At 56.5% G+C, this 26739-nt stretch carries 25 protein-coding genes and 4 tRNA genes; 22 read left to right on the top strand and 7 right to left on the bottom strand.

All coding sequences use genetic code 11. The features are described 5' to 3' along the window. Positions 1 to 6 precede the first annotated feature (6 nt). From FB555_RS03120 to FB555_RS03110, 3 genes are all read right to left on the bottom strand, one after another. Positions 7 to 663 (bottom strand): dihydrofolate reductase family protein, encoded by a 657-nt coding sequence (locus FB555_RS03120; RefSeq protein WP_182483956.1) that lies wholly within the window; start codon positions 661 to 663, stop codon positions 7 to 9. Further along, complete coding sequence (locus FB555_RS03115; RefSeq protein WP_182483955.1) at positions 660 to 1100, bottom strand: SufE family protein; 441 nt, start codon at positions 1098 to 1100, stop codon at positions 660 to 662. Before FB555_RS03115 ends, FB555_RS03120 begins: the two co-directional genes overlap by 4 nt. 78 nt (positions 1101 to 1178) lie before the next feature. Further along, positions 1179 to 2078, bottom strand: a complete 900-nt coding sequence (locus FB555_RS03110; RefSeq protein ID WP_182483954.1) for a sulfurtransferase — start codon at positions 2076 to 2078, stop codon at positions 1179 to 1181. Positions 2079 to 2204: 126 nt separating this feature from the next. Between FB555_RS03110 and zapE the strand changes: the two genes are divergently transcribed. Next, positions 2205 to 3239 (top strand): cell division protein ZapE, encoded by a 1035-nt coding sequence (gene zapE, locus FB555_RS03105; RefSeq protein WP_182483953.1) that lies wholly within the window; start codon positions 2205 to 2207, stop codon positions 3237 to 3239. Between the two features lie 157 nt (positions 3240 to 3396). After that, positions 3397 to 4665 (top strand): ammonium transporter, encoded by a 1269-nt coding sequence (locus FB555_RS03100; RefSeq protein ID WP_182483952.1) that lies wholly within the window; start codon positions 3397 to 3399, stop codon positions 4663 to 4665. Between the two features lie 127 nt (positions 4666 to 4792). Here the strand turns inward: FB555_RS03100 and FB555_RS03095 are convergent. Continuing rightward, positions 4793 to 4865, bottom strand: a tRNA-Val gene (locus tag FB555_RS03095). A 181-nt stretch (positions 4866 to 5046) separates the two neighbouring features. On the opposite strand from FB555_RS03095, the gene FB555_RS03090 reads away from it, so the two are divergent. The 15 genes from FB555_RS03090 (at position 5047) to FB555_RS03020 (ending at position 18187) form a co-directional block, all read left to right on the top strand. Beyond that, positions 5047 to 5118 (top strand) — tRNA-Gly (locus FB555_RS03090). Between the two features lie 51 nt (positions 5119 to 5169). Further along, positions 5170 to 5243: transfer RNA gene (locus FB555_RS03085), tRNA-Cys, on the top strand. Positions 5244 to 5261: 18 nt separating this feature from the next. Continuing rightward, positions 5262 to 5333, top strand: a tRNA-Val gene (locus FB555_RS03080). A gap of 207 nt (positions 5334 to 5540) precedes the next feature. Further along, entirely contained in the window at positions 5541 to 7460 is a 1920-nt protein-coding gene (thrS, locus tag FB555_RS03075) for a threonine--tRNA ligase (protein ID WP_220475807.1), read from the top strand. A gap of 47 nt (positions 7461 to 7507) precedes the next feature. Further along, entirely contained in the window at positions 7508 to 8068 is a 561-nt protein-coding gene (locus FB555_RS03070) for an HIT family protein (RefSeq protein ID WP_425485592.1), read from the top strand. 41 nt (positions 8069 to 8109) lie between these two features. Further along, complete coding sequence (pdxS, locus tag FB555_RS03065; protein WP_182483950.1) at positions 8110 to 9012, top strand: pyridoxal 5'-phosphate synthase lyase subunit PdxS; 903 nt, start codon at positions 8110 to 8112, stop codon at positions 9010 to 9012. Then, positions 8963 to 9616 carry a pyridoxal 5'-phosphate synthase glutaminase subunit PdxT gene (gene pdxT / locus FB555_RS03060; RefSeq protein WP_182483949.1) on the top strand — a complete coding sequence of 218 codons (654 nt, stop codon included), beginning with the start codon at positions 8963 to 8965 and terminating at the stop codon, positions 9614 to 9616. The genes pdxS and pdxT overlap by 50 nt, the downstream gene beginning before the upstream one ends. Positions 9617 to 9625: 9 nt before the next feature. After that, positions 9626 to 10387, top strand: a complete 762-nt coding sequence (locus FB555_RS03055) for a YebC/PmpR family DNA-binding transcriptional regulator (RefSeq protein ID WP_182483948.1) — start codon at positions 9626 to 9628, stop codon at positions 10385 to 10387. A 7-nt stretch (positions 10388 to 10394) separates the two neighbouring features. Continuing rightward, positions 10395 to 10982 (top strand): crossover junction endodeoxyribonuclease RuvC, encoded by a 588-nt coding sequence (gene ruvC / locus FB555_RS03050; RefSeq protein WP_182483947.1) that lies wholly within the window; start codon positions 10395 to 10397, stop codon positions 10980 to 10982. A gap of 10 nt (positions 10983 to 10992) precedes the next feature. Continuing rightward, a complete protein-coding gene (gene ruvA, locus FB555_RS03045) occupies positions 10993 to 11592 on the top strand; it encodes a Holliday junction branch migration protein RuvA (protein WP_182483946.1) in 600 nt (199 codons plus the stop codon). Further along, positions 11589 to 12614, top strand: a complete 1026-nt coding sequence (ruvB, locus tag FB555_RS03040; RefSeq protein WP_182483945.1) for a Holliday junction branch migration DNA helicase RuvB — start codon at positions 11589 to 11591, stop codon at positions 12612 to 12614. Before ruvA ends, ruvB begins: the two co-directional genes overlap by 4 nt. Positions 12615 to 12681: 67 nt before the next feature. After that, complete coding sequence (yajC, locus tag FB555_RS03035; RefSeq protein ID WP_182483944.1) at positions 12682 to 13089, top strand: preprotein translocase subunit YajC; 408 nt, start codon at positions 12682 to 12684, stop codon at positions 13087 to 13089. A gap of 81 nt (positions 13090 to 13170) precedes the next feature. Then, positions 13171 to 14892 carry a protein translocase subunit SecD gene (gene secD, locus FB555_RS03030; protein WP_182483943.1) on the top strand — a complete coding sequence of 574 codons (1722 nt, stop codon included), beginning with the start codon at positions 13171 to 13173 and terminating at the stop codon, positions 14890 to 14892. Beyond that, positions 14892 to 15893, top strand: coding sequence for a protein translocase subunit SecF (secF, locus tag FB555_RS03025; RefSeq protein WP_182483942.1), 1002 nt, complete (start codon positions 14892 to 14894; stop codon positions 15891 to 15893). The genes secD and secF overlap by 1 nt, the downstream gene beginning before the upstream one ends. 44 nt (positions 15894 to 15937) lie before the next feature. Continuing rightward, positions 15938 to 18187 carry a RelA/SpoT family protein gene (locus FB555_RS03020; protein ID WP_182483941.1) on the top strand — a complete coding sequence of 750 codons (2250 nt, stop codon included), beginning with the start codon at positions 15938 to 15940 and terminating at the stop codon, positions 18185 to 18187. Here FB555_RS03020 and FB555_RS03015 read toward each other — a convergent pair. From FB555_RS03015 to FB555_RS03005, 3 genes are all read right to left on the bottom strand, one after another. Next, positions 18184 to 18792, bottom strand: coding sequence for a type IV toxin-antitoxin system AbiEi family antitoxin (locus FB555_RS03015; protein WP_182483940.1), 609 nt, complete (start codon positions 18790 to 18792; stop codon positions 18184 to 18186). The genes FB555_RS03020 and FB555_RS03015 overlap by 4 nt on opposite strands. A gap of 61 nt (positions 18793 to 18853) precedes the next feature. Continuing rightward, complete coding sequence (locus tag FB555_RS03010) at positions 18854 to 20074, bottom strand: DUF349 domain-containing protein (RefSeq protein WP_182483939.1); 1221 nt, start codon at positions 20072 to 20074, stop codon at positions 18854 to 18856. A gap of 87 nt (positions 20075 to 20161) precedes the next feature. After that, positions 20162 to 20938, bottom strand: a complete 777-nt coding sequence (locus FB555_RS03005) for a peptidylprolyl isomerase (protein WP_182483938.1) — start codon at positions 20936 to 20938, stop codon at positions 20162 to 20164. Positions 20939 to 21031: 93 nt separating this feature from the next. On the opposite strand from FB555_RS03005, the gene FB555_RS03000 reads away from it, so the two are divergent. The 5 genes from FB555_RS03000 (at position 21032) to ruvX (ending at position 26731) form a co-directional block, all read left to right on the top strand. Then, positions 21032 to 22381: a replication-associated recombination protein A gene (locus FB555_RS03000; protein WP_182483937.1), complete on the top strand. Its 1350-nt coding sequence runs from the start codon at positions 21032 to 21034 to the stop codon at positions 22379 to 22381. 203 nt (positions 22382 to 22584) lie between these two features. Next, a complete protein-coding gene (gene rpsD, locus FB555_RS02995) occupies positions 22585 to 23214 on the top strand; it encodes a 30S ribosomal protein S4 (RefSeq protein ID WP_182483936.1) in 630 nt (209 codons plus the stop codon). A gap of 131 nt (positions 23215 to 23345) precedes the next feature. After that, positions 23346 to 23537 (top strand): hypothetical protein, encoded by a 192-nt coding sequence (locus FB555_RS02990; protein ID WP_182483935.1) that lies wholly within the window; start codon positions 23346 to 23348, stop codon positions 23535 to 23537. A 71-nt stretch (positions 23538 to 23608) separates the two neighbouring features. Further along, positions 23609 to 26266: an alanine--tRNA ligase gene (alaS, locus tag FB555_RS02985; protein ID WP_182483934.1), complete on the top strand. Its 2658-nt coding sequence runs from the start codon at positions 23609 to 23611 to the stop codon at positions 26264 to 26266. A 3-nt stretch (positions 26267 to 26269) separates the two neighbouring features. After that, positions 26270 to 26731, top strand: coding sequence for a Holliday junction resolvase RuvX (ruvX, locus tag FB555_RS02980; protein WP_182483933.1), 462 nt, complete (start codon positions 26270 to 26272; stop codon positions 26729 to 26731). Positions 26732 to 26739: the final 8 nt, after the last annotated feature.

Here is a 26739-nt window from a genome sequence, read left to right as displayed (position 1 = left end):
AGAAGACTAGTGTGCGTCCTCGGTCTGCGCGCCAAAGGCACGCCGCCAGAGAGTGAATATTGCCGGTGCAGTCGAGGCTCCGACCAACGACGTCAAGGTAAATTGATCGGGACTAACGTCAAGAAGCCGAGTCAGAGCCCTTTCGGCGGCGAATGCGTCAGGGGCCGCCGGGGGAGAGCCCTCAAGTGGAAAGGTTTTGTTATGTGAGCTGACAGTGAGACACACGTCATCGATCACGTTCAACCGTGCAAACTGACGAGCAACGCTGGCGCCACCCTCGAGGAGAATACGCTTCACGCCATCTCTTTCGAGAAGCTGAACCACATCAGCCGCTGAAAGATTTCCCTGAATAAGACGCACCCGTGAAGAATCCGGACAGGACTCCCACGGAAGATTTCCGCTTGCAGACAGAACGACGAGAGTACCTGTCGGGGGCAAGTTCCAACCTTCAGATCGAACGGTTTTTGCTCCGACAACGACCACATCAGCACCAGCACGAATGAGGCGTAAAAGGTGTCGATCCTCTGGGAAACTCAGGCCAGTAGAGAGCCCGCCTTCATCCGCAAAAACACCCGCGACATCCACGGCCATATTGAGGCGAATGTACCTACCCGAATCTGGCCAGGCATACGTCGTGGCCATATTCGTCATCGCGGGGGTCACACCGCGCCTGATTTTTCCTTGATCTGTCGCTTGATGCGCCAGAGCATGGCGGTCATACCGCGCACGCGCAAAGGCGAGATGAGCTTAGTGAGGCCGAGCGTGTCGGGAAAATCAGATGGAATCTGAAGGGCGTCATCCACGCTCAGGCCAGAGAGGCCCTGAACGAGAATGGAGGCGAAGCCCCGCGTGGTGGGAGATTGCTCAGGTGCCGTGGCATAGACACTCACCGTCGAATCGGCGTTAACATCCACGAAGATGAACACAGGGGACTGGCATTCTTCCACGCGTTCAAGAAGTTCCGGGTGCTCCGCATATTTTGCAGGAAGTGCCGGAAGTTCTTGCGAGAACTCAAGCAGTAGCTGAAGCCGGTCTGTCTCCGAGAGATCAAGAAAATCGTCACGCGTTTCGCTGAGAACTGCTGGGAGCTGAAAGGTCATAGTTCCTCCATTGTCCCACTGGAACAAGGTGCAGATTGCTGTCACGTGCCGATTCCCCTGATCAATCACTTTCAGAGGTTAGACAGCCGAGAACGCTCCCGGCTCTTCTCCCATGACAATCGGGACGCGCACAGCATTTCCCCACTCGACCCAAGAACCGTCGTAGTTGCGAACCGTGTCAAAGCCCATCAGGTACTTGAGAACGAACCACGTGTGGCTAGAACGCTCACCGATGCGGCAATACGCAATGACATCGTCACCGGGCTTCAAACCAGCACCTACGCGATAGATGGAATCGAGCTCCGCCCGAGGGCGGAAGGTTCCGTCCTCGGCGGCAGCCTTGCTCCAAGGAACACTCGCAGCACCCGGGATGTGACCGCCCCGGAGCGCGCCTTCTTGAGGATAGTCAGGCATGTGAGTTCGCTCGCCGCTATATTCCTGCGGGCTGCGAACATCGATCAGGGGTTGGCCGAGATGGGCCAGGACGTCCTCCTTGAAAGCACGCAGAGCCGTGTCTTCCCGAACAATGACAGGGTAGGTCACGGATTCACGGTGTGCTTTGGCGGTCGTCAGTTCGCGGCCCTCAGAGATCCATTTGTCGCGTCCACCATCCAGCAGGCGAACATCGGGGTGTCCGAAAAGTTTGAAAACCCAGAGCGCATAGGCCGCCCACCAGTTGCTCTTGTCGCCGTAAATCACGACGGTGGTGTCGCGAGAAATACCCTTTGACCCAAGGAGCTCAGCAAAGTTTTGGCCTTTAACGTAATCGCGCACGACCGGGTCATTGAGGTCCGTATGCCAATCAATTTTGACCGCACCAGGGATGTGGCCGATTTCGTACAGCAGAACATCCTCATCTGATTCAACGACGACAATGTTGTCCTCGCTCAAACGAGTTGCCAGCCACTCTGTGCTGACGAGCGCCTCAGGATGGGCGTAGTTTGCGAATTTGGGGTTGTGATCCGGGGAAACTGTCATGACTCCAAGATTTCATATCGGCAATTGCGACGGGATAAGTCCTAATAGGCTTGTGTCGCACCCTTGATTTTACGTTTCATCGCGGTGGGTGCCAAGTATTGTGACGTAAAACTCTGCAACCAAAGGATGTCCGCTACCGTGCCAGACAACATCGTTTCTCTGGTTGATCGACACCCCACGCTGGATGCCGCCGAGATTGTTGCCAGTCTTGTTCCTCCACTTCACTTTCACTCAGCCTCATTTGAGTCCTATGTACCGGATGCTGATTACCCGTCCCAGGACAGCACGCGCGTGCGCCTTGCCGAGTTTGCCGCCGGGACATCCGTGACCGTTCGCCATGCCCGACTTTTTTCTCGCGCCAAGAAGGGCGCCTCTGAACTTCCCGGCGTCTATCTTGATGGGGGTTTTGGAGTAGGAAAGACCCACCTCCTAGCCGCCGCGTGGAACGTAGCTGGTGGCCGCAAATATTTCGGAACTTTCCTGCAATACACCTCTTTAGTGGGAGCGCTCGGCTACGTGAAAGCTGTCGACGCCCTACGTGGTGCGAGCTTAATCTGCATTGATGAGTTTGAGCTGGATGATCCCGGCGACACCATGATGATGACCCGAATGTTGGGCGAGCTGATGGCTGCAGGCACCAAGGTTGCGGCCACCAGTAATACGCCGCCGCAAGCGCTCGGAGAGGGCCGCTTCGCAGCCGCTGATTTTTTGCGAGAAATTCACGCACTGGCGGCAACTTTTGAGACCATTCGCATTGACGGCACGGATTACCGACGCCGAACATCAGAGGGGATCGCGAGCGTCTACACCTCGAATGATCTGAGTGCGAAAGTGTCGGCCTCAGTAGCGGGCGGCACGTGGGTGGCCTATAACTCATTCGATGACGTTCTCAAACATCTCGGTTCGATCCACCCGTCTACGTATTTGCGCCTCATTAACGGCATTGACGTATTGGCCCTGCAAGATGTGCACGTCATCATGAATCAAACGGATGCCTTGCGTCTCGTTGCTTTTATTGACCGTGTTTATGACGCACAGATCCCCATTTGGGCATCCGGAACCGCCATGAGTGACGTTTTCGGTGGTGACATGATCAACGGTGGCTATCGCAAGAAGTACCTTCGCTGCGTCTCGCGCCTCATTGCTTTGACGAACGCTTAACACAGGCGAAACATTGCGCCGTGGTTTGTAACATCACGGATACACATCCGGCCTCCGTGCGAAACGAGTGGGTCCCAAACTCTTACACATAGACACATTGTCATCGTGCCATCGGCAAGGATGATTGGTCGTCACTCTAGGTGAAAGAGGATTAATAATGGATCAAGGCAATACCGCCTTCCTGCTCATCAGCTCAGCTTTAGTGCTGCTGATGACACCAGCACTCGCATTCTTCTACGGTGGTCTCGTCAAGGCCAAGTCCGTCATCAGCATGATGATGCTGAGCTTTGGCTCGCTTGCTCTCATTGGTGTTATTTGGGTCCTCTACGGCTACGCCATCACGTTCTCCAACGGCGGCACAGATACGTTCTATGGCATTGACGGCGTCTTCGGTATTGACACGAACTTCATCGGCCTCGAAGGTCTTCTGGTGACGCCAGAGGGTGCAATGTTCCCGCCGTTGGCATTCGCCGCCTTCCAAGCGACATTCGCCATCATTACGGTTGCGTTGATCTCTGGAGCAATCGCAGACCGCGCGAAATTCGGAGCTTGGCTCGTCTTCGCGGGCGTTTGGGCTACTTTGGTCTACTTCCCCGTGGCTTCGTGGGTCTTCAACTTCACGGTCACGGATGGAAAGATCACCGACGGTGGGTGGATTGCCTATAACCTTGGTGCCATCGACTTCGCCGGCGGAACTGCCGTCCATATCAACGCCGGTGCCGCTGGTTTGGCCCTGGCCCTCGTTCTTGGAAAGCGTATTGGCTTTGCCAAGGGCGTCGACAAACCTCACAACGTACCCCTAGTTCTGTTGGGTGCTGGCCTCCTCTGGTTCGGCTGGTTCGGCTTCAACGCTGGTTCCGAGCTTGCCGCGGACGGCATTGCTTCCCTTGCCTTCATCAACACCATTGCTGCCCCCGCCGCCGGTATTCTCGGTTGGCTCATCGTTGAACGAATCAAAGAAGGTAAAGCAACGTCGGTTGGCGCCGCTTCTGGTGCCGTCACGGGCCTCGTTGCCATTACGCCAGCGTGCGCCAGCATTACGCCAATGTGGGCAATCGTCCTCGGCCTCTTGGCCGGCGCCATCTGCGCCCTTGCCATCGAGCTCAAATTCAAGTTTGGCTTTGATGACTCGCTCGATGTTGTGGGTATTCACCTCATCGGTGGCCTCATTGGAACGCTCTTCATCGGTTTCGTGGCAACGGATGTTGGACTCCTGGCAACAGGTTCATGGGACCAGCTGGGAAAGCAAGCCATCGCGGCCTTCACCGTCATGATCTTCTCGTTCGTTCTCAGCTACATCATTGGAATGGTCATCGAAAAGACCATGGGATTCCGTGTAAAGAACACCGACGAACTGGCGGGAATCGACAATTCGGTTCACGGCGAAGAGGGCTACTCGCTCGAAACCGTCGGGGCAATGCGCTAAACGCCCGCTCGTGTCTTCTGTTCGGCAGGAGAAACAATGCGTTCGGCCTCGCGAAAAATCGCGGGGCCGAATTGCTGTTTCCCGGAATGGTCCTCGTTGAGACAGATAGTTCGTCTTCGCTTGTGAGTGGGCGATACCGGGCTCGAACCGATGACCTCTTCCGTGTGAGGGAAGCGCGCTACCAACTGCGCCAATCGCCCCGATGGCCACAACGATATCGAAGCAAACCCCGGACCTTTAGGTTACAAGACTTGGCAGCGATCTTCGACGCACGTCACTATCACCTCATCGAAATACGCATTTAGATCCTTACGTTGGCGCGTGAGTTTTGCGTTCCTGTTCTCTTCCAGTAAAGTTGCAAAGCACCCGTAAGGGAGCAAAGCGGATGTGGCGCAGTGGTAGCGCATAACCTTGCCAAGGTTAGGGTCGCGAGTTCGAATCTCGTCATCCGCTCGAGTGTGGTCAGTCAAATGGCCGACTCACTGTGTGTGGGAAACCACTCATGGTGGATTGGCCGAGAGGCTAGGCAGCGGCCTGCAAAGCCGTCCACGCGGGTTCGAATCCCGCATCCACCTCCAGTTCGCAAGAACTGGCAAGAGCGATTGGCGCAGCGGTAGCGCGCTTCCCTGACACGGAAGAGGTCGCTGGTTCGATCCCAGTATCGCTCACAAAAAAAGCCCCGGTAAAACGGGGTTTTTTTCTGCCTAATTCGGTGGGTTACCCCTCGAGGGGTGCGCACGCTTAAGTCGTTAGAATTGATTCCAACGTGGTTTCGCTAAGGAGTGCTGTTTTCGGTGTCTGAACTTTCCCATTCTCTGACAATTCAGGCATCCAGCGACGGCTTTGCACTCTTCACCGAGCGCAACATTGTGGCAATGCGTGTAAACGACGAACTGCGTGATCTTGCCCACGTTCTGGTTGCCGGAGATGCTGTTGAACCTGTGACGATCGATTCCCCTGAAGGCCTGAGCATCCTGCGTCATTCGGCTGCCCATGTTTTGGCCCAGGCCGTGCAGACCATCAACCCTGAAGCCAAACTCGGCATTGGTCCGCCCGTGATCGATGGTTTCTACTACGACTTTGATGTTCCCGTCCCATTCAACCCTGAGGATATGAAGTCGCTGGAAAAGGCCATGGAGCGCATCATTCGCTCGGGCCAGCGTTACACCCGTCGCGTCGTTACCGATGACGAGGCGCGCCTTGAGCTCGCTGGGGAGCCCTACAAACTTGAACTCATTGGCCTCAAAGGTGGCAATACCGGGGAAGACAACGAGAGCGTGGAGGTGGGCGGCAATGAGCTGACCATCTACGACAATATCGATCCCGCAACGGGAGAGACTGTCTGGAAGGACCTGTGTCGCGGGCCGCATCTGCCCAACACTCGCATGATCGGTAACGGCTTCGCTTTGACACGCCTTGCCGCAGCCTATTGGCGGGGAAGTGAGAAGAACCCCCAGCTTCAGCGCATCTACGGAACGGCGTGGCCCAGTAAAGCAGAACTGCGTGAGTATCAGGAGCGCCAAGAAGAAGCAGCAAAGAGGGATCACCGCCGTCTCGGCGTCGAGCTCGACCTGTTTTCGTTCCCCGAGGAGGTTGGCTCAGGCCTACCCGTATTCCACCCCAAGGGTGGAATCATCCGTCGTGAGATGGAAGATTACTCGCGTCGCCGCCATGAAGAGGCTGGCTACGAGTTCGTCTATACGCCTCACATCACCAAGGCAAACCTTTTCGAGACCAGCGGGCACCTCGCGTGGTATGCCGATGGCATGTTCCCGCCCATGACCGTAGATGAAGTCAAGAACGACGCTGGCGAAATCACGCGTGTCGGCACGCAGTATTTCTTGAAGCCGATGAACTGCCCGTTCCACATTCTGATCTTCAAGTCACGTCTCAAGAGCTACCGAGAACTTCCCCTGCGCATGTTCGAGTTTGGTTCGGTCTATCGGTACGAGAAGTCGGGCGTCGTACACGGTCTCACCCGCGTGCGAGGCATGACTCAAGATGATGCCCACATCTTCACCACGCGTGAAGACATGCGCACCGAGCTCACCAAGCTTCTCGACTTCGTGATCTCGTTGTTGCGCGACTATGGCCTCGATGACTTCTACCTTGAGCTCTCCACGAAAAACCCCGACAAGTACGTTGGCGACGACGATGTCTGGGATGAAGCGACCGAGACTCTTCGGAGTGTGGCCGAAGAGTCTGGGCTCACGCTGGTTCCGGATCCCGGGGGAGCGGCGTTCTATGGACCGAAAATCTCTGTGCAGGCTCGGGACGCCATCGGCCGCACCTGGCAAATGTCCACCATTCAGCTCGACTTCAATTTGCCTGAACGCTTCGACCTCGAGTACACGGGAAGTGACGGCGGGCGTCATCGCCCCGTCATGATTCACCGCGCCCTCTTTGGCTCGATTGAGAGGTTCTTTGGCGTTCTCACGGAGCACTATGCCGGGGCCTTTCCACTGTGGCTGTCACCCGTTCAAGTTGTTGGCATTGCCGTTGCCGCCGAGTACGAGGAGTACCTCGGTGACGTTATTTCTCGGCTCAAGGAGTCAGGGGTACGCGCTCAATTAGATTCCTCTGACGACCGGATGCAGAAAAAGATCCGTAACGCTGCCGCGCAAAAGATTCCGTTACAGATGATCGTTGGGGAGGAGGATCGCTCCAATGGTGCCGTCAGCTTCCGATTCCGTGACGGATCGCAGCGTAACGGTGTTCCTGTGGCCGAGGCAATCGCGCTTGTGAAGGCCGCTGTTGCTGATCACCGTCAGATTATGGGAGCGGGCGACCTATGAGTTCCTCCGCGAGCGGCCCTGAGCTCTCTGATGACACGCTGGCGCCAATGCAGATGCCAATGCCAATGACCGATGCCGATCTGCGTGCTGCCAGTGATCTTCCTGGCGTTCCAGACGAATTTCAGCGCTTGTGGACCCCCCATCGCCTCGCTTACATTCAAAACGGGCAACAGCCGCATCATGATGATTGTCCCTTCTGCCTCGCGCCGGGGAAGAGCGATGAAGACGGCCTGATTGTCGCCAGAGGGAAATATGCCTATGTTCTCTTGAACCTATATCCCTACAACAGCGGTCATTTGCTGGTGTGTCCGTACCGTCACGTTGCCTTGTATGACGAAGCTACGGCCCAAGAGATCGCAGAGATCGGTAGTCTGACTCAGACAGCAATGCGTGTTTTGAAAGAAGTTTCGAACAGTCACGGGTTCAATATTGGCATGAACCAAGGGCAGTTAGCAGGGGCCGGGATTGCCGATCATTTGCACCAGCACATTGTTCCTCGTTGGGCAACCGACTCGAATTTCTTTCCAATAATCGCTAAGACCAAAGCGATAACGGCATTACTCGGCGATGTCCGCGTCTCAATCGCCAATGCGTGGCCTAAGAACTAATTTGTTACCATCATCCTCATCACCGACAAGAAGTAGTGAAAATGACTGAAGCTCAGAACTCCTCCAACACCGGAAGCAGCCGCGTCAAGCGCGGTCTTGCCGAGCAACTCAAGGGCGGTGTCATTATGGATGTCGTCAACGCCGAGCAGGCTCGCATCGCTGAAGATGCTGGCGCCATAGCCGTCATGGCTCTCGAGCGTGTCCCTGCCGATATTCGCGCGCAGGGCGGCGTTGCCCGCATGAGCGACCCCGACCTCATTGAAGGTATCCAAGCCGCGGTCAAGATTCCCGTCATGGCAAAGGCGCGCATTGGTCATTTTGTTGAAGCTCAGATTCTGGCCGCGCTCAACGTTGACTTCATTGATGAATCCGAGGTTCTCAGTCCTGCCGACTACGTGAACCACATCGACAAATGGGCGTTCCAGATTCCCTTTGTCTGTGGAGCAACGAACTTGGGTGAGGCTCTTCGCCGCATCAACGAAGGCGCCGCAATGATTCGCTCCAAGGGTGAAGCAGGAACCGGCGACGTTTCCGAGGCAACCAAGCACATCCGCAAGATTAATTCGCAAATTCGCGTACTTTCTTCGATGAGCAAAGATGAGTTGTACGTCGCCGCCAAGGAACTCCAGGCTCCCTATGAACTCGTTGCCGAGGTTGCCGGTGCTGGCCGCTTGCCCGTTCCACTTTTCACCGCCGGGGGAGTAGCAACACCAGCGGATGCCGCCATGATGCTGCAATTGGGTGCCGATGGGGTCTTTGTTGGTTCGGGAATCTTCAAGTCCGGAAATCCCGCGGCTCGCGCTGCGGCAATCGTCAAGGTCGCAGCTTTCTACGATGACCCGGCCGTAATTCTCGAGACTTCTCGCGGTTTGGGCGAAGCAATGGTGGGCATCAATGTCAATGACATTCCGGCACCCCACCGCCTCGCTGATCGTGGTTGGTAAACCGCTGCGCATAGGCGTTCTCGCTTTTCAAGGGGATGTTCGGGAACACATTGTTGTTCTCGAACGTCTCGGCGCCGAAGTGATCAAAGTACGTCGCCCCGAGGAGCTTGGATCTGTCGACGGTCTCGTGATCCCCGGTGGTGAATCCTCCGTCATGGATAAGCTTGTGCGGCTCTTTGGTCTCTACGAGCCTCTGAAAGCCGCTATTGCAGCGGGTCTCCCCGTCTTTGGCACGTGTGCCGGCCTCATCATGCTTTCGCGCACTGTTCTGGATGCCATGGATGACCAGAAGACGCTGGGTGGCCTCGATGTCGATGTGCGTCGCAATGCCTTCGGAACTCAGGTCGACTCGTTTGAGACGAATCTCTCCATTCCGGAGATTACCAGTGGCAAAATTTCTGCGACCTTTATTCGCGCACCCATTGTGGAACGTGTCGGCCCCGACGTAAAAGTTCTTGCACGCTTAGAGGACGGACGGATTGTCGCCGTGGAGCAAGGGAACCTTCTGGGAATATCATTTCATCCCGAAGTGAATGGTGATACCAGAGTGCACGAATACTTTTTGGGGCGTGTGGCCACCTCCCTTCAGCCTCAAGAAAGCTAGAATCTTCGTATGTCTGGACACTCTAAATGGGCCACCACTAAGCACCAGAAGGCGATCAAAGATTCTCGCCGGGCGAAGTCGTTTGCGAAGCTCATCAAAAACATTGAAGTTGCTGCCAAGCTCGGCGGGGCCGACCTGTCAGGAAACCCGACCCTTGTCGATGCCATTCAAAAGGCAAAAAAGACGAGCGTCCCCATCGACAACATCAACCGCGCCGTCAAGCGTGGTGCCGGTCTTTCCGGCGAAAGCGTGGACTACACGACCATCATCTATGAGGGATATGCGCCAGGAGGCGTTGCCCTCATGATCGAGTGCCTGACGGACAACAAGAACCGTGCGGCGGCGGAGGTTCGTACCGCGTTTACGCGCAGCACGGCAACAATGGCTGACCCCGGGAGCGTCGCGTACAACTTCACTCGCAAGGGTGTCATCCGTGTCACGGCGTCCGACGGTGTATCTGAAGACGACATCCTAGCGGCCGTGCTGGACGCCGGAGCCGAAGATGTTGAGAATCATGGATCATCATTTGAAATCATCATGGAGCCTCACGACATGCCCCAGGTGCGCGCAGCCCTGAACGACGCGAAGATTGAATACGACTCCGTTGACGTAGAGTTTGTTCCAAACCTGAGCGTCAATGTCGATGCCGAGACAGCCCGCAAGATATTCAAAGTTATCGAAGCAATGGAAGACCTCGACGACGTCCAGAACGTCTACTCGAACTTCGACTTGAGCGAATCCGTTCTGGCCGAACTCGAAGAAGACGAATAGGTCTCGTTTGCGAATCCTCGGAGTCGATCCAGGACTCACGAGGTGCGGTGTCGGCATTATCGACACCCATCTGGATCGATCCCTTGGCTTGGTGGACGTTGTCGTCATCCAGACCGCTCCGACCCTTCCTCTCCCGGAACGCCTTTTGCTCTTGAAGACAGAGTTTGTGCTTCTTTTTGAGACTCATAAACCTGATCGGATCGCGATCGAACGGGTATTTGCCCAGCAGAACCTGAGTTCGGTGATGGGAGTCGCCCAGGCCAGTGCCATCGCGATGGTAGAAGCCGCGACCCGGGGGATTCCCGTAGATCTGCATACGCCCAGTGAGGTTAAGGCGTCTATCACGGGTTCGGGACGAGCCAATAAGGCGCAAGTCGCCGCAATGGTGCGTCGCCTAATTCCTTTGGGCACCGATACGTTCTTACCCGACGCCACAGATGCCCTGGCGCTGGCGATTTGTAACGCTTGGCGCGGCCGAGCAGATGCGGTGACGGCCGTGACTTCGGCTGGGGGAGTCCAGACTTCCCTCACGCCAGCGCAACAGCGTTGGCGTGAAGCGGAGAGCCGCGCCCGTCACAGTCGCCGCACGAACTAGGCTCACACACGTGATTGCCTCGCTGCGCGGAACTGTTTCGATTGCTCACGAAAATTCGTGTGTCATTGACGTCTCTGGTGTCGGGTATTTAGTTGCCATCACCACAAGCCACAAATCTTCGCTCATCGTGGGGGAGTCCGTCACCATGCTCACGACCCTTATTGTGCGCGAGGATTCGATGACACTTTTCGGTTTTGAAAACCCCGAGAGTCTTGAACTCTTTGAGGCATTCATCACCGTATCCGGGGTAGGCCCGCGCTCGGCCTTGGCAATTCTTGGTCACCTCACGCCCGCCGAAGCATTCATGGCCGTCGTCAACGAGGACGACGCTGTTTTTCGAAAAGTTACGGGTATCGGGCCCAAGACCGCAAAGCTCATCATCGTTCAACTGGCGGGTAAACTCTCCGCGATTACTGCTGCTGGAGTGCCCAAATCCGCTGGCTCTGCGCGGGATGCGGCCGAAACGGTCGTCGTCGCACTCGTCGGCCTCGGCTGGGTTGAACGAACGGCAAGAGAAACCGTCGACAGCGTTCAGTCGGAACAATCTGAGGCAACGGCCGCGACGTTGCTCCGTTTAGCCCTTGCCGCACTCTCTAAGGGGACGAAGTGACCGGGAGTGACGGTGGTCCGGCCATTACGGATGCCCTCCCACAGGGAACCGTTGAACTCGAGTTTGAAGGAGCCCTCCGTCCAACTGATCTCGCTGAGTTTGTGGGACAAACTCGGGTCGTCAATCAACTCACACTCCTCCTCAAAGCCGCTGAAATCAGTCAACGAACCCCCGACCACATCCTTTTTGCAGGCCCCCCGGGGCTGGGGAAGACGACGCTGGCAATGATCGTGGCCAAGGAGAGCGGTCGCGCGCTTCGACTATCCAGTGGTCCAGCAATCTCCCACGCTGGAGACCTCGCCGCGCTCCTCTCCTCGCTCGTGCCCGGAGAGGTCCTCTTTATCGATGAAATTCATCGGATGGCCAAGTCGGCAGAGGAAATGCTGTACCTCGCCATGGAGGATTACCGGGTGGACATCATGGTGGGCAAGGGTGTTGGAGCAACCTCAATCCCTCTCGAACTTCCTCCCTTTACCCTCGTGGGAGCCACGACGAGAACGGGCCTCCTCGCGAATCCTCTGCGAGATCGTTTTGGCTTTACCGGGCATCTCGAGTTTTATTCGAATGAGGAACTAACCACGGTCCTCTCCCGCTCGGCTGCCCTTCTCGGATTAGACCTCCCCGAGCAGGCTCTCGATGAGATCGCAGGTCGCAGTCGCGGAACTCCTCGCATCGCGAACAGGCTCTTGCGCCGCGTCCGGGACTACTTGATCGTGAACCCTCAGACAGATTCCTTGAGCGCCGTCAACGCGGCCCTTGCGCTTTATGACGTGGATGCGCGCGGCTTGGACCGCCTCGATCGCGCCGTCTTGGCTGCTCTTCTTGATCGCTTCAACGGGGGCCCGGTGGGGCTTTCTTCCCTTGCCGTCTCCATTGGTGAAGATGCCGAGACCCTCGAAGCCGTGGTTGAGCCTTTCCTTATACGAGAGGGGTTCATGATCCGCTCTCCTCGCGGGCGTATGGCCACAGCGGCTGCCTGGGACCACCTCGGACGCGCTCCCATGAAGACACAGGCCACATAACCTATACTCGTAAGCGATTGCATTTGCAATTGTGTTCTCGTTTGCTTTCGAAGGGTTTCTCCTCACCATGGATTTCATGACCATTGCCATGATGGCCGTTCTGGCCGTTCTCGTCTTTTTCATGTTCCGCAATGGCAAGAAGCGCCAGAGGGACTTGGCTGAACTGCAGTCCAAAGTAACCACCGGCGCTCATGTTCTGACGAACTTTGGCGTTTACGGAACGATTGTTTCCATTGACGAAGAGGAGAACAAGATTCTCCTTGAGACCTCCCCTAGCGCCACACTGACGATTCACCGTCAGGCCGTCTCTCGGGTCATTGAGCCCACGGATTCCCTGGGTCTTTCCAGTGCAGAGGCCATCGAAGCCGATGCCGCCGCCCTGGCTTTGGCCCCTGACTCCGAATCAGGCAAGCTTGCCTTGGACCCCGAGTTTGGTGAGCGCACAACAGACAACGAAGGCAAAAAGAAGTCTTAAGCTTTTGATGAAGAGACGCCCCAAGGGCGTCTCTTCTTTCTTTGCTCCCCATCAGCTCTTTCATGAAAGCCGAGATCTTCTGTGTCTAAAAGTAGTCCAGTAAATAAAGCGTGGAAATCCCTCGCGTGGCTCCTCGTTCTCGTAGCCGGTCTCGTTGCCGTCAACGGCGCCGGAGTCATGTTTGGTGGAGGTTCCTGGACCCCTAAGCTCGCACTCGATCTTGAGGGCGGAACGCAAATTGTGCTTGCTCCCCAGCTCGAGAGTGGCCAGTCCGTCACAGCGGAGCAACTTGTTCAAGCCGTATCGATTATTCGCCAGCGCGTTGACGCCGCCGGAGTTTCTGAGTCAGAGATTAGTACTCAGGGTGCCAACAACATTGTGGTGTCGATCCCCGGACAACCTGATGATGCAACCCTCGCTAGAATCCAAGCCTCGGCAAAGCTCGAATTCCGTCCCGTCCTCGTCACGAGTGCCCCTTCGAGTGCCACCATTGGCGCGGATGGTGTTTCGACTCCGGCGCCAACGGCTGACCCTTCGCTCTCCACCATTCCGGCGATTTCGCCGTCGAACGCGAGCGACTTGAATTACATCACTCCGGCACTCGAAGCTCAGTTCATTGCTTTCGATTGTGCGACCGAGAGTACTGCGGCAACAAACGTTGCCCCGGCAGATCTTCCGCTTATCACCTGCGACAACACCAATACAGCTAAGTTCTTGCTGGGTCCGGTTGAGGTCAGCGGCTCGGATATTTCAGACGCGACAAGTTCGTTGGTGACAACGCAAACCGGTGCTTCCACTGGCCAGTGGGCTGTCAATATTGTTTTCAATGACGCTGGAACGTCCACGTTTGCCGGTGTCACCTCGCGTTTGTTTGGAATGACTGGCGCGCAGAACCAGTTCGCCATTGTCCTCGATGGAAAAGTCATCTCGGCACCGTCAACGAACGCCGTCATCACCGACGGACGTCCTCAGATTACGGGGGGTTTCACGCAGGACTCCGCGAAGGTTCTTGCGGATCAACTTAAATACGGCGCCCTCCCCATTGGGTTCCAGGTTCAGTCTTCTGACACCATCTCGGCAACGCTCGGCTCAACTCAGCTGGCCAACGGAATATTGGCGGGCGTTATTGGGCTCATCCTTGTTGTCGTTTACTCCCTTTTGCAGTACCGGATGCTCGGACTCGTGACGGTCTTTTCGCTTGCCGTCGCAGCCGTCATTACCTATCTCCTCGTGACGATCCTGTCGTGGCGTGAAGGTTATCGCCTTTCACTGGCCGGTGTGGCGGGATTGATCGTGGCAATTGGTATTACCGCCGACTCCTTCATCGTGTACTTCGAGCGTGTGAGGGATGAGCTCCGCGATGGTCGAGGTCTTGAATCGGCCGTTGAAGCCGGTTGGAAACGGGCCCTTCGCACGATTATCGCTAGCGACACTGTCAACTTCCTTGCGGCCGTCACGCTGTTTATTTTGGCCATCGGAAACGTCCGAGGATTCGCGTTGACGCTGGGCTTGACGACCATCGTTGACCTTATCGTCGTCATGTTGTTTACCCATCCCGTTATGCAAATTCTTGCTCAGACGAAGTTCTTCGGCGGGGGCAACAAATGGAGCGGGCTGGACCCAACGGCTCTCGGCGCCGTCTACCGCGGTAGAGCACGTTTCCAAGCCCCTGCTGCAGCTAAAGGCACGAAGGCCGCGGGCTCCGCCAAGGAAGCCTCCAAACGCCAAACGATTGCCGAGCGTAAAGCTGAGACCTTGACCTCAGAAAAAGATACGCAGATCTCCGCGAAGGGAAACCGATAATGGCCAGTTTCTCGAACTTTGGTAACGACCTGTATACGGGCGCTCGATCCGTCAGGATCGTAGGAAGACAGCGCCTGTGGTACACCATTTCCGCCCTACTGATTCTCATCAGTGTCGTGGGCCCCATCATGCGTGGCGGCTTCAATTTTGGCATTGAGTTCTCTGGCGGCAGTGAATTTGTGGTCTCGAACGTAGCCAGTGGCGCCAATCAAGCCATCGCAACCTCGACTGTGGAGACAGTTGTTCCCTCGGTTGTCCCGAAGGTTTCGCTCCTCGGGGGCACCAGCATCCGGATCCAGACGGCGCAACTAACCGATATTCAGACGCGGGACATTCGCAACTTGCTGGCTACCAATTACAATGTTCCCACGGAGGACGTTACTGCCTCCTTCATTGGCGCGACCTGGGGCGCCGACATTACCGCTCAGGCGCTGCGCGGCCTCGTTGTCTTCTTGATTTTGGCGGCCCTCGTCATGACGATCTACTTCCGAACCTGGAAGATGTCGGTTGCAGCGCTCGTGGCTCTTCTTCACGACCTCGTTATTACGGCGGGAATTTACGGAATTTCGGGCTTTGAAGTTACTCCTGGAGCCGTGATCGGTCTCCTTACCATTCTGGGCTACTCGCTTTACGACACCGTTGTTGTCTTCGACAAAGTTCGCGAGAACACGATGGGCTCGGGGCGTGACCTTAGCAAGACCTTCGGCCAACAAGTCAACCTTGCCGTCAACCAAACGCTGGTTCGCTCCATTAATACATCGGTAGTCGCTGCCCTGCCTGTGGCTTCCATTCTCTTTATTGGAGCCGTTATTCTCGGCGCGGGGACCCTGAGGGATATTTCTCTCGCCCTCCTCATCGGCATCATTGTGGGCACGTACTCGACAATTTTCTTGGCGACTCCGCTCTACGCGCAATTGCGCAGTAACGAGCCTGCGATTCGTAAGTACGACAAGAAGGTTCTCGCCAATCAAGCTAAGGCCGTAGAGAGCGTCTCGGTCTAATCGAATGCCCGTAGGCCTCATAATGGAAATTCTTAGGAGGATTCATGGCTGAGGTTGTTTCATCGACGTCCCTTCGTCGACTCGTGCCCCGCATTTTCAGCAGGGCCCAACCGACCGGCGCCTTCGAGGCGCTTATTCGTACCGTTCGCCACCATCACCCCAAAGCGGACCTATCGCAAATTGAGCGTGCGCATGACGTTGCAAAGGCGGCACACGCGGGGCAGACCAGGCGCAGCGGGGAACCCTATATAACCCACCCCATCGCTGTGGCGCAGATTCTGGCCGAGCTCGGAATTGGCGTCAAGACCATTGTTGCCGCTCTATTGCACGACACGGTTGAAGATACTGCATACACTCTCGATGAGGTTGCGGCTACTTTTGGCGCTGAAGTTGCCATGCTCGTCGATGGCGTCACGAAGCTCGACAAGGTCAAGTACGGCGATTCTGCTCAGGCGGAGACCGTTCGAAAGATGATTGTCGCGATGTCTAAGGACATTCGTGTCTTGGTCATTAAACTTGCCGACCGCCTTCACAACGCTCGAACGTGGGGGTTCATGCCTCGCGAATCGGCCGAGCGCAAGGCTCGCGAAACCTTGGAAATCTACACTCCTCTCGCTCATCGTTTGGGAATACAAACCCTGAAGTGGGAATTGGAGGATCTCTCGTTTGCGGTTCTGCATCCCAAGATTTATCAGGAGATTGAAAATCTCGTTGCGCAACGCACCCCCCAGCGGGAAAAATTTGTGGACGAGGTCGTCAGCGCCGTCCGAGGAGACCTCAAGACGGCCAAGATCCGCGGAGACGTTGCCGGTCGGCCAAAACAGTATTATTCGATTTATCAAAAGATGGTGGTTCGCGGCCGCGAATTCGACGAAATCTATGACCTCGTTGGCATTCGCGTCATCGTGAACTCGGTTCGAGACTGTTACGGCATTCTGGGGTCCATCCATGCACGTTGGACTCCGTTACCCGGTCGTTTCAAGGACTACATCGCAACGCCGAAATTTAATCTTTACCAGTCACTGCACACGACCGTAATGGGGCCATCGGGTCGCCCGGTTGAGATTCAAATTAGAACTCCAGAAATGCACCACCGCGCCGAATTCGGCGTCGCGGCCCACTGGATGTATAAGGACCGCATGGCCGGCGGCAAGGGCACGGATGCCCTGAACCTGGCGGACACCGATATGGCGTGGCTCGAGCACATCAGCGACTGGCAAGCCGATACTGAAGATCCTGGTGAGTTCCTTGACTCACTTCGTTTTGAAATTGGTGCGAAGGAGGTCTACGTGTTTACCCCTAAAGGGAGGGTCATTGGCCTCCCAACCGGGGCAACACCGATCGATTTTGCCTATGCCGTTCATACCGAAATTGGCCACCGCACAATGGGGGCCAAAGTAAACGGCCGTCTCGTGCCCTTAGAGAGCACGCTGACCACCGGTGACGTCATTGAGGTTCTGACCTCGAAGAACCCTGACGCCGCCCCCAGCCAAGACTGGCTGAACTTCGTCAAAAGTACGAGAACGCGAAACAAGATCAAGCAGTGGTTCACAAAGGAACGCCGCGACGAGGCCGTTGAACAGGGTAAGGATTCGATCGCTCGCGCCATGCGCAAGCAGAATCTTCCACTGCAGAAGTTGATGAGCCAGGAAACGCTCGGAGAAGTGTCCGGGCAGCTTCGGTACGAGGATGTCTCCGGCCTTTACGCTGCCGTCGGTGAAGGCCACGTTTCGACTCAATCGGTCATCGAGAAGATTCTGGCAAACGTTTCTGATGAAGCCGACACCGAGTCTACTGAGTTTGTCTTTCCTTCCAAGAATCGGTCCAAACCTGTTCGGCATAGTGATTCCGGCATACTCGTGCGGGGCGCTCCCGACATCTTGGTCAAGCTTGCGAAGTGCTGCACCCCGGTTCCTGGAGACATCATCACAGGGTTCGTCACGCGCGGCCAAGGGGTCTCCGTTCATCAGACATCCTGTCACAACGTGAAGAGCCTGCTCAATGAACCCGAACGACTCATTGAAGTCGAATGGGCGCCTTCGTCGAAGAGTATTTTCATGGTACACATCCAAATTGAGGCGCTCGACCGTGCGGGACTCCTCAGCGATGTCACCCGAGTGTTGTCGGAGAATCACGTCAATATCTTGTCGGCCTCTGTTTCCACCTCCAACGAAAGGCTCGCCTTGAGTCGGTTTGTTTTTGAGATGAGCGATACTGTTCACCTTGATCGCTTGCTCAATAGTGTTCGCCGCATTGATGCGGTCTACGACGTTTATCGTGTGAGCGAAGGCTAGACGGAAGTGGACCGGGAGAAGCTCCGACCGCGTGCATTTTCTAGCGTGGCTAAAGCAGCTCCCAAGCGCCGATAAGCGCGCTGTTTGTAAGGGAGATTCGTTCCCCTGTTCAAGACGTTGCGCACGTCCAGAGCTGTTGCCTGCGCGCATCGCATTAGTGCTACCAGAACATCATCCAACCGAGAATCTTGGGAAACGAAACGGGCCAGATCTATGGCGGTGCGCAGGGGGGTCGTCACATGCGCACCGATAACGCCCATCACGTCCGATTTATCGAAGGACATCTGAGCGATTCCGTAACGACGGTCCGGGGAGAGACGGATGCGCAGGCCGTCGCGAAGAGCAACGGTGTGGTGTGCCGGCGGGCGGTCAATTGCATCGTGTACCCACGCCGCTGACCAGCCCGCTACAACACATCGCTCGTCTACGCGCGAAATAACAATGCGTGCGCGTGACGCGACGTCGCTGGGCAAATCGCAGAAAACATAGGCGGCGTCGACCGGGAACAGTTCTCCGTCGAGAGCGCACGCCGAAAGCTCCGCAACAGTGAAGGTCTCTCTGGCGCTGACGCTGGAGGGGGCAAGGAAGTCATCTAGAAGGCGCATTTCCGAAGAATCTCATGGACGAGTGACCTTTCACACGGCGCACGAGACTTCTGTGGATAACTTACTTGAGGATGGCCAACCAGGCCTTCTGTGTTGATATAGCCTCTGTTATCTCCTTGACCGCCTTGGAATTCTTGGCAGCATTGGCCGCTGCAAGCTCTACCTCAAGTTTGCCAATCTTGACTTCTAGCTGACCCGCGAGTCCCTCGGACCTGGCTTGCTTCTCAGGATTGGATGCATTCCAATGATTGTCTTCGAGGCCACGAACGGTTGCCTCAACCTTGCGCATGCGATCCTCAATCGATTTAACCTGCGCGCGGGGTACTTTGCCCGCAGCATCCCATTTCTTTTGGATGGTGTTGAGGCTTTGACGGGCCTGAACGCGATCCGTGACACTCATGAGCTTCTCTGCGTCGGCCAGCAATTCCAGCTTGATGACAAGGTTTGCCGCAAAGGACTCGTCTTCGACAGCGTCTTCCTCCGCTTTGGCGCCATACAAAACGTCACCAGCAGCTTTGAACCGCGCCCAGAGTGCATCGTCAATCTTCTTGCCCGCGCGTGGAGAAATCTTCCACTCATCCAGCAATGCGCGGTATTTGGGAATTCCGCCGGGACCCGCAGTGGCAAGTTCTTCTGCCTTCGTGACGAGGGCCTCTTTGGCAGCCTTCGCTCCCTTGTTGCGAGAATCCAATTCAGCGAAATGCGAGCGACGGTGCTGGTCGATCGTGGAACGGGCGTCACGAAAACGCTTCCACAACTCGTTCGATTCTGTCTTCGATAGACGCGGCGCGCTCTTCTGATGATCTTGCCATTTGGCGAAAAGCTCGTCGGCTGTAGCTGTGGCTTGCTTCCACTGGACCTTCAGCGGGTCTTGACCGGCCAAAGACTCCATGGCTTCGACGATGGCGAGCCGGTCCGCTTTAGCGGCATCCGTTGCCTCCGTATTTTTCACAACCTCGTCGGCGTCCAGTTCGCTGAGGGCTTCCGCTACCCTATCGAGCCGTGCTGACAGTTTGGCAAAATCGCCAACCCCGACTCCGGCATCAACGGCCTTGCGCACGCTCACGAGACTCGTCTTAATCTCATTGGCCGGAGCGCTACGCTTGACGCGTTGTTCTAGAAGAACGACAGACTGGGCCACATCGGCGAATTTACGAGTGAAGAACGCGAGTGCCTCCTCGGCAGGAACGTCAGCGTACTGCCCGACAAGGCGTTCACCGGACTCCGTTTTAACGTAAACGTTTCCCGCTTCGTCGACCCGACCAAGTTCTTGCTCTGACATGAAAAGTCCTACCTCGTTGCGTGCACAGAAATACTGATATCAAGCCTAGGCCACGACCGTCATGCGTGCTCGTGGTCAGTCTCGCCCCTACTGCAAGAAAAACGTGGAAATCGTGGCCGGTACGAGAGGGGAGCCATCAGCGGATCCGTCCTTGGTGCCCTGCGCGAGAACGGCAGTGTTCAAGGCGTCCAAACCGGAAGTGATCTGCCCAATGACCGTGTAGCCGCCGGCCGTATCAGCAGGGATTGGGCTGTCCTTGTAGACAATAAAAAACTGACTGCCCATCGAAGAACTGTTACCGCTTTGACGAGCCATCGCGAGGGTTCCCGCCGGATAGATATTGTCAGCCGGAGCATTTTCAACGGGGCCATAGCTGTAACCGGGACCACCGGAACCGTCACCATTGGGGTCGCCACACTGAAGGACCCAAATTCCCACTGTGGTAAGTCGGTGACATGTGGTGCCATTGTAAAAACCACTCGTCGCTAATGAAATCGTGCTGGCCACAGCTTGCGGCGCTGCGACACCGTTGAGCGAGACGCCGAGAGGGATGTCGTTGATGGTAATGGTCCCCGTCCAGACGCGATTCTGTGCCAAGGAAGCGTTGGGGATTGCTGCGTCGCCGGTGGGCGCAGTGCTGGGAACAGCTGAGGATGTCGTCGCAACCTCGGGTTGATGCGATGTGGCAAAGCTCACTTGAGACGTAATCGCGAGCGCCACAACAACGGCGGCCGCTATCCCGTAGAACATATTGTCCCTCTTGCGCCGTGTGATGAGACGGCCGTGCAACTCTTGCCTGGCTTCGTACGCGCGAAGGCGCTCACGGGCAACACGAGACTCACGGGCATCTTTTTTCACAACCACGGCGGGGTGCCTTTCTTATCTTGAAATAACTGCAAACCGTAAACGACGATACTTCATGTGGGCGACTCCGTGGCGCGGCGGTAATCTGGTGTCATGGATACGGGCAGTCAGGGGTTTGGGGAGTCGACGGCTCCGCTGGCGGTTCGAATGCGTCCACGAAGTCTGGACGAAGTCGCCGGACAGCAAAAACTACTCACGCCAGGATCTCCCCTCAGAACGCTCGCGACCCCCGGTTCCACCAGTTCCGTGTCGGTCCTGCTCTGGGGCCCCCCCGGAACGGGGAAGACGAGCCTCGCCTATGCCATTGCGGCCTCTTCCGATCGACGTTTCGTTCAGTTGTCCGCCATCACGGCAGGCGTTAGGGACGTTCGCGTCGTCATGGAAGAGGCGCAAGCTTCCCGGGACCTGTATGGAACCCGAACCGTTCTCTTTCTCGACGAGATCCATCGCTTTACGAAGGCGCAACAGGACACCCTTCTTCCCGGGGTGGAGAACGGTTGGGTAACTCTGATCGCAGCGACCACGGAGAACCCTTCCTTTAGCGTCATTTCGCCGCTACTGTCACGCTCCTTGCTGCTGCGCCTGGAGCCTCTTGATAACGTTTCTTTAGGGGTTTTGATCGATCGTGCTTTAGCGGAGCCGTTCGGACTCAATGGGGCCGTCTCGCTCTCCGACGAGGCACGCCAAGCAATTGTTGCCTTTGCGTCGGGCGACGCACGGCGAGCGCTCACCGCATTGGACGCGGCCTTTAGTATCGCGAGTGATAGTCAGACGGCTGCGCAGAAGAAGAAAACGCCAACACCAGTTGTCACCGCCGAGCACGTTGAGGGGGCGGTCGACCGTGCTCTCTTGCGTTATGACCGGGCGGGGGACGAACATTACGACGTCATCAGCGCGTTTATCAAATCCATCCGAGGTTCTGACCCTGATGCCGCGATTCATTATCTTGCCAAGATGATCGAAGCAGGGGAGGATCCACGTTTTATCGCCCGTCGGCTCGTTATCTCGGCTGCCGAAGACATCGGCCTCGCTGAGCCACTGGCGTTGGGAATCGCCACAGCAGCAGCCGAGGCAGTGGCCTTCATTGGAATGCCGGAGGGTCGGATTCCGCTGGCAGAGGCGACGATCTATCTCGCGACGGCTCCAAAATCTAACGCGGCTTACAACGCCATTAACGCGGCCATGGCGGATGTTCGGGACGGCAAGTCTGGTCAAATTCCCATGCATCTGCGTTCCTCGAGCTACGCCGGAGCGAAAAAGCTCGGTCACGGAAAGGGATACAAGTATCCCCACGATGCAACGCTAGGCGTCGTTGAACAGCAGTATCTCCCCGATACGTTGAACGGGACCACGTACTACACCCCCACGGATCATGGCACGGAGCGAGAAATTTCGGCACGGCTCGAGAAGCTGAGACGCATTACACGGGGAAATAAATCCTGAGGACGCCAACTCGATTAGGCGCGTTGAATGCAGGAGGTGCCCTCAGGTCCGTGATAGTCTGGTTTACGCCTATTCCCGTGCGTGCGGCTGCGCGTCACAACGGAAGAAGTTAGGAACTCCCTGTAGCCGGGAGCCTCGGCAAAACACCTCTAATCTTCGCGTGAGTTCACGCGCCCATTTTGTTGTTCAATCGAAAGGACATCGTGTCTACCAAGTCACGTACCCGTAGCAAGACCCGTCTCTCGCGTGCCCTGGGCATCGCACTAACCCCTAAGGCAGCCAAGTATCTCGAGAAGCGTCCCTACGCTCCCGGAGAGCACGGTCGCACCAAGCGCAAGACCGACTCGGACTATGCCGTTCGTCTTCGCGAGAAGCAGCGTCTTCGCGCCCAGTACGGAATTCGCGAAGCCCAGTTGAAGATTGTCTTCCAAGAGGCCCGCCGTACCCAGGGTTTGACCGGTGAGAACTTGGTTGAGCTTCTCGAGATGCGTCTTGACGCCCTGATTGTTCGCGCCGGCATCGCCCGTACGACTGCTCAGGCGCGCCAGATGATCGTGCATCGTCACATTCTCGTTGACGGTCAGCTCGTTGACCGTCCTTCCTTCCGTGTGAAGCCAGGACAGTTGATGCACGTCAAGCCCCGCAGCGAAGGCATGGAACCTTTCCAGGTTGCCGCCGCTGGTGCTCACGTCGAAGTTCTGCCGACCCTTCCTCCTTACCTCGAGGTCGAGATTGACAAACTTCACGCGACACTCCTTCGACGCCCCAAGCGCGCCGAAGTACCCGTTACCTGTGAAGTTCAGCTCGTTGTTGAGTACTACGCAGCACGATAGTTTTTTCTGGTAAATGTTGGGACGGTAGCGCTATTGCTACCGTCCCACTTTTTTGTGCCCGAACCGAGCAGAGCATCCGTCTAGACTCGTTACTGGAATACGTAGCCCTTATCGTCCTTTTTGGAGGATCCATGAAGAATATTTTTTGGCTCATCGTTGGCGTTGCACTCGGCTTTGTCGTTGCACATCGTGTGAGCAAGTCTGAGCAAGGCCAAGCTTTTCTGAGCGATATTGACTCAAAGTCCCGGGATTTTAAGGAAGCCATCGTCGAGGGCTACCGTGTACGCGAGGACGAACTGCGTTCGGCGCTGAAGCACAACTAACGTCTCAACGCAGTCCTCGAGGGCATCCTCCCCTTTAACAAAAAAACACCTCCCCACACCACCAAGGAACCATGCAGACCGCTGAGATTCGCCAGAGATGGCTCACGTACTTCGCTGATCGCGGACACACCGTTGTCCCCTCCGCATCATTGGTGAGTGATGATCCAACCCTGCTCTTTACGGTTGCGGGGATGGTTCCTTTTATTCCTTACCTTTCTGGACTCGTCCCGCCGCCCTACGCTCGTGCTACCAGCGTGCAGAAGTGCATTCGAACCCTTGACATCGAGGAGGTCGGAAAGACAACACGGCACGGCACGTTTTTCCAGATGAACGGCAACTTCTCTTTCGGCGATTACTTCAAAGAGCAAGCGATTGAATTCGCTTGGGAGCTCCTGACCGGGAGCGAATCCGATGGTGGATTGGGCTTCGACGAGAGCAAGCTCTGGGTCACCGTTTACGAAGACGATGACGAAGCCATCGCGTTCTGGAAGAAGACGGCGGGCCTTCCTGACGAGCGCATCCAACGCCGGGGCAAAGAGGACAACTATTGGTCCACGGGGCAACCCGGACCAGCGGGTCCCTGCTCAGAAATTTACTACGACCGCGGACCCAAGTACGGCATTGAAGGTGGCCCTGTAGCCGACGAGGATCGTTACATTGAGATCTGGAACCTTGTGTTCATGCAGTACCTGCGCGGAGAGGGCACGAGCAAGACCGAGTTTGAAATTCTCGGCGAGCTTCCGAACAAGAATATTGACACGGGGATGGGGCTCGAACGCGTCGCTTTTCTCAAACAGGGTGTTGAAAACCTCTACGAGATTGACCAAGTTCGGCCCGTCTTGGATCGAGCCGCCGCTCTAGCCGGAATCACGTACGGTGCAGACCATGAGAACGACGTCAGGCTCCGCGTCGTAGCAGACCACGTTCGGTCGGCTCTGATGCTGATGGCGGATGGTGTCACGGTTTCCAACGAGGGCCGTGGTTATATTCTCCGGCGACTATTACGTCGCTCCGTGCGCGCGATGCGACTTTTGGGAGTCGATGCGCTAACGTTCCCTGAACTGTTCACAGCATCACGGGATGCCATGAAGATGGCCTATCCCGAGGTCGAAACGGACTTTTCTCGGATTGCCCAGGTCGCCTATGGCGAGGAAGAAACATTCCTCAAGACGCTGGCGGCGGGCACGGCAATCCTCGATGTCGCCGTGACCGATACGAAGAAGCTTGGCAAGCCCGAACTCGCCGGTGATACGGCCTTCTTGCTTCATGACACCTTCGGTTTTCCTATTGATCTCACCCTCGAAATGGCCGAAGAAGCTGGTCTCAGCGTCGATCGCGGTGCCTTTGATTCGCTCATGCTCGCTCAGCGAACCCGAGCAAAAGCAGACGCGAAAGCAAAGAAGCTGGTCTTGGCAGACCTCAGCGTTTATGCAGAGATGCGCGCCCACGGTGAAACGCGCTTTACGGGCTACGACGAATTGCAGACCGAGACCACGATTTTAGGACTGCTCAAGAATGGCCTCCCCGTTGTGACGGCTGAAGTGGGCGACGTTGTTGAAATTATTGTTGCGGCGACAGCGCTATACGCGGAATCCGGTGGTCAAGTTTCCGACAGCGGATCGATCATCGGCGATGGTTTCGACCTCGAGGTCATTGACGTACAAAAGCCCATCAAGGGACTGATTTCTCATACAGCTCAAGTGCGCAGTGGTCAGGTGCGTGTTGGTGCGGCGGCCACGACCGTTGTCGACCCCCTCTATCGGTCTCAGGCCGCGCAAGCACACTCCGCCACCCACCTTGTTCACGCGGCCCTCCGACAGGTCCTCGGTTCCAGTGCGCACCAGAGCGGTTCGCTTAACAAAGCGGGCTACCTGCGCTTGGACTTCTCTTGGAACGAGGCACTTTCGCCAACCACTCGAAGTGAGATCGAAGATATTTCTAACGCGGCAATCTTGGCTGACCACACTGTTGTTACTCGCGAGATGGCAATTGACGAGGCTAAGAGTCTCGGGGCGATGGCACTCTTCGGCGAAAAGTATGGCGATGTCGTCAGGATGGTCGACATTGGCGGTCCGTGGTCACGCGAGCTCTGCGCTGGCACCCACGTGACGCACAGCTCACAAATTGGGCTCATTAATATCGTGAGCGAAGCTTCCGTCGGTTCCGCGAACAGGCGCATTGAGTCCTTGGTTGGTCTCGACGCATTCACGAGTCTGGCCGCCGAAAGAGCCATCGTTAACGAACTCTCGTCTTCGCTAAAATCGCCACGCGATCAGGTCGCATCCCGGGTCGCAGACCTTATTTCCAGCCTGAAGACTGCGGAAAAGAGGATCGCCGAGTTTGAGTCTCAAGCCGTACGTGAACAGATTCCCGCACTCTTGGCGAAGGCAGCGCCTGTCGGAGCAGTGACCGCAATCGTTGAGCAGGTAAGTGGTGTCTCCTCCGCAGATGACTTGCGTGACCTCGTATCAGGCGTACGCGACCACCTACAGACACAGGCTGCCGTTATTGCACTTGGTGCCATCATCGATGGCAAACCCAGCGTCATCGTCGCGACAACGGAACTCGCTCGCTCAGCCAGCGTTAAGGCAGGAGCCCTCGCGAAAGCGGCGGCGACTGTGCTTGGTGGCGGTGGCGGGGGTCGCGATGACATGGCTCAAGGTGGCGGCAATCATCCGGACCAAATGGCGACGGCGCTCACCGGTATTTTGAACGATATTCGCGGCTAAGTCTTGCGTCGCGGCGTTCGTTTGGGGCTCGACATCGGCACGGTGAGAATCGGGGTAGCCGTCAGCGACGTCGAGGGTATCTTGGCCACTCCTCACTCGACTGTTCAACGTTCGGCGGACAATTACGAGGAGCAATTGCGTGGCTTATGTGAGCGCCTTGATGTACTCGAAGTGTTGGTGGGTCTTCCGCTCGCACTGAGCGGTTCGATGACGGCGTCCACCCGCGACGCGCTTGCGGTCGCTTCGGCCCTCCAGTCCCAGATTAATGTTGACGTCCGCATGATTGATGAGCGGCTCACCACCGTCTCCGCTCACAGCGCACTGCGTCAGGTGGGCAAGAAACAAAAGCAGACTCGGCAGGTCATTGATCAGGTGGCCGCCGTACTGATCCTCCAGCATTCGTTGGAAATTGAGCGCGCTCAGGGAACTGTCCCCGGCAAACTCATTGGTGACATTCAGGACTGACCAAGTGG

Origin of the sequence: Alpinimonas psychrophila (genome assembly GCF_014137865.1) — a bacterium.
In the GTDB taxonomy this organism is placed as follows: Bacteria; Actinomycetota; Actinomycetes; order Actinomycetales; family Microbacteriaceae; genus Alpinimonas; species Alpinimonas psychrophila.
The sequence above is the reverse complement of the archived record's forward strand: the minus strand, read 5'-3'. Positions and strand labels throughout refer to the sequence as shown.

Bases quoted from the DNA above. Each gene is read 5' to 3' on its own strand.
- FB555_RS02990 (WP_182483935.1), top strand. From the start codon at position 23,346: ATGAAGAATATTTTTTGGCTCATCGTTGGCGTTGCACTCGGCTTTGTC.
- zapE (WP_182483953.1), top strand. From the start codon at position 2,205: ATGTCCGCTACCGTGCCAGACAACATCGTTTCTCTGGTTGATCGACAC.
- FB555_RS03010 (WP_182483939.1), bottom strand. From the start codon at position 20,074: ATGTCAGAGCAAGAACTTGGTCGGGTCGACGAAGCGGGAAACGTTTAC.
- FB555_RS03055 (WP_182483948.1), top strand. From the start codon at position 9,626: ATGTCTGGACACTCTAAATGGGCCACCACTAAGCACCAGAAGGCGATC.
- FB555_RS03015 (WP_182483940.1), bottom strand. From the start codon at position 18,792: ATGCGCCTTCTAGATGACTTCCTTGCCCCCTCCAGCGTCAGCGCCAGA.
- FB555_RS03020 (WP_182483941.1), top strand. From the start codon at position 15,938: ATGGCTGAGGTTGTTTCATCGACGTCCCTTCGTCGACTCGTGCCCCGC.
- secF (WP_182483942.1), top strand. From the start codon at position 14,892: ATGGCCAGTTTCTCGAACTTTGGTAACGACCTGTATACGGGCGCTCGA.
- thrS (WP_220475807.1), top strand. From the start codon at position 5,541: ATGCGTGTAAACGACGAACTGCGTGATCTTGCCCACGTTCTGGTTGCC.
- pdxT (WP_182483949.1), top strand. From the start codon at position 8,963: ATGTCAATGACATTCCGGCACCCCACCGCCTCGCTGATCGTGGTTGGT.
- FB555_RS03100 (WP_182483952.1), top strand. From the start codon at position 3,397: ATGGATCAAGGCAATACCGCCTTCCTGCTCATCAGCTCAGCTTTAGTG.
- pdxS (WP_182483950.1), top strand. From the start codon at position 8,110: ATGACTGAAGCTCAGAACTCCTCCAACACCGGAAGCAGCCGCGTCAAG.
- FB555_RS03000 (WP_182483937.1), top strand. From the start codon at position 21,032: ATGGATACGGGCAGTCAGGGGTTTGGGGAGTCGACGGCTCCGCTGGCG.
- FB555_RS03110 (WP_182483954.1), bottom strand. From the start codon at position 2,078: ATGACAGTTTCCCCGGATCACAACCCCAAATTCGCAAACTACGCCCAT.
- yajC (WP_182483944.1), top strand. From the start codon at position 12,682: ATGGATTTCATGACCATTGCCATGATGGCCGTTCTGGCCGTTCTCGTC.
- FB555_RS03115 (WP_182483955.1), bottom strand. From the start codon at position 1,100: ATGACCTTTCAGCTCCCAGCAGTTCTCAGCGAAACGCGTGACGATTTT.
- FB555_RS03070 (WP_425485592.1), top strand. From the start codon at position 7,508: ATGCAGATGCCAATGCCAATGACCGATGCCGATCTGCGTGCTGCCAGT.
- alaS (WP_182483934.1), top strand. From the start codon at position 23,609: ATGCAGACCGCTGAGATTCGCCAGAGATGGCTCACGTACTTCGCTGAT.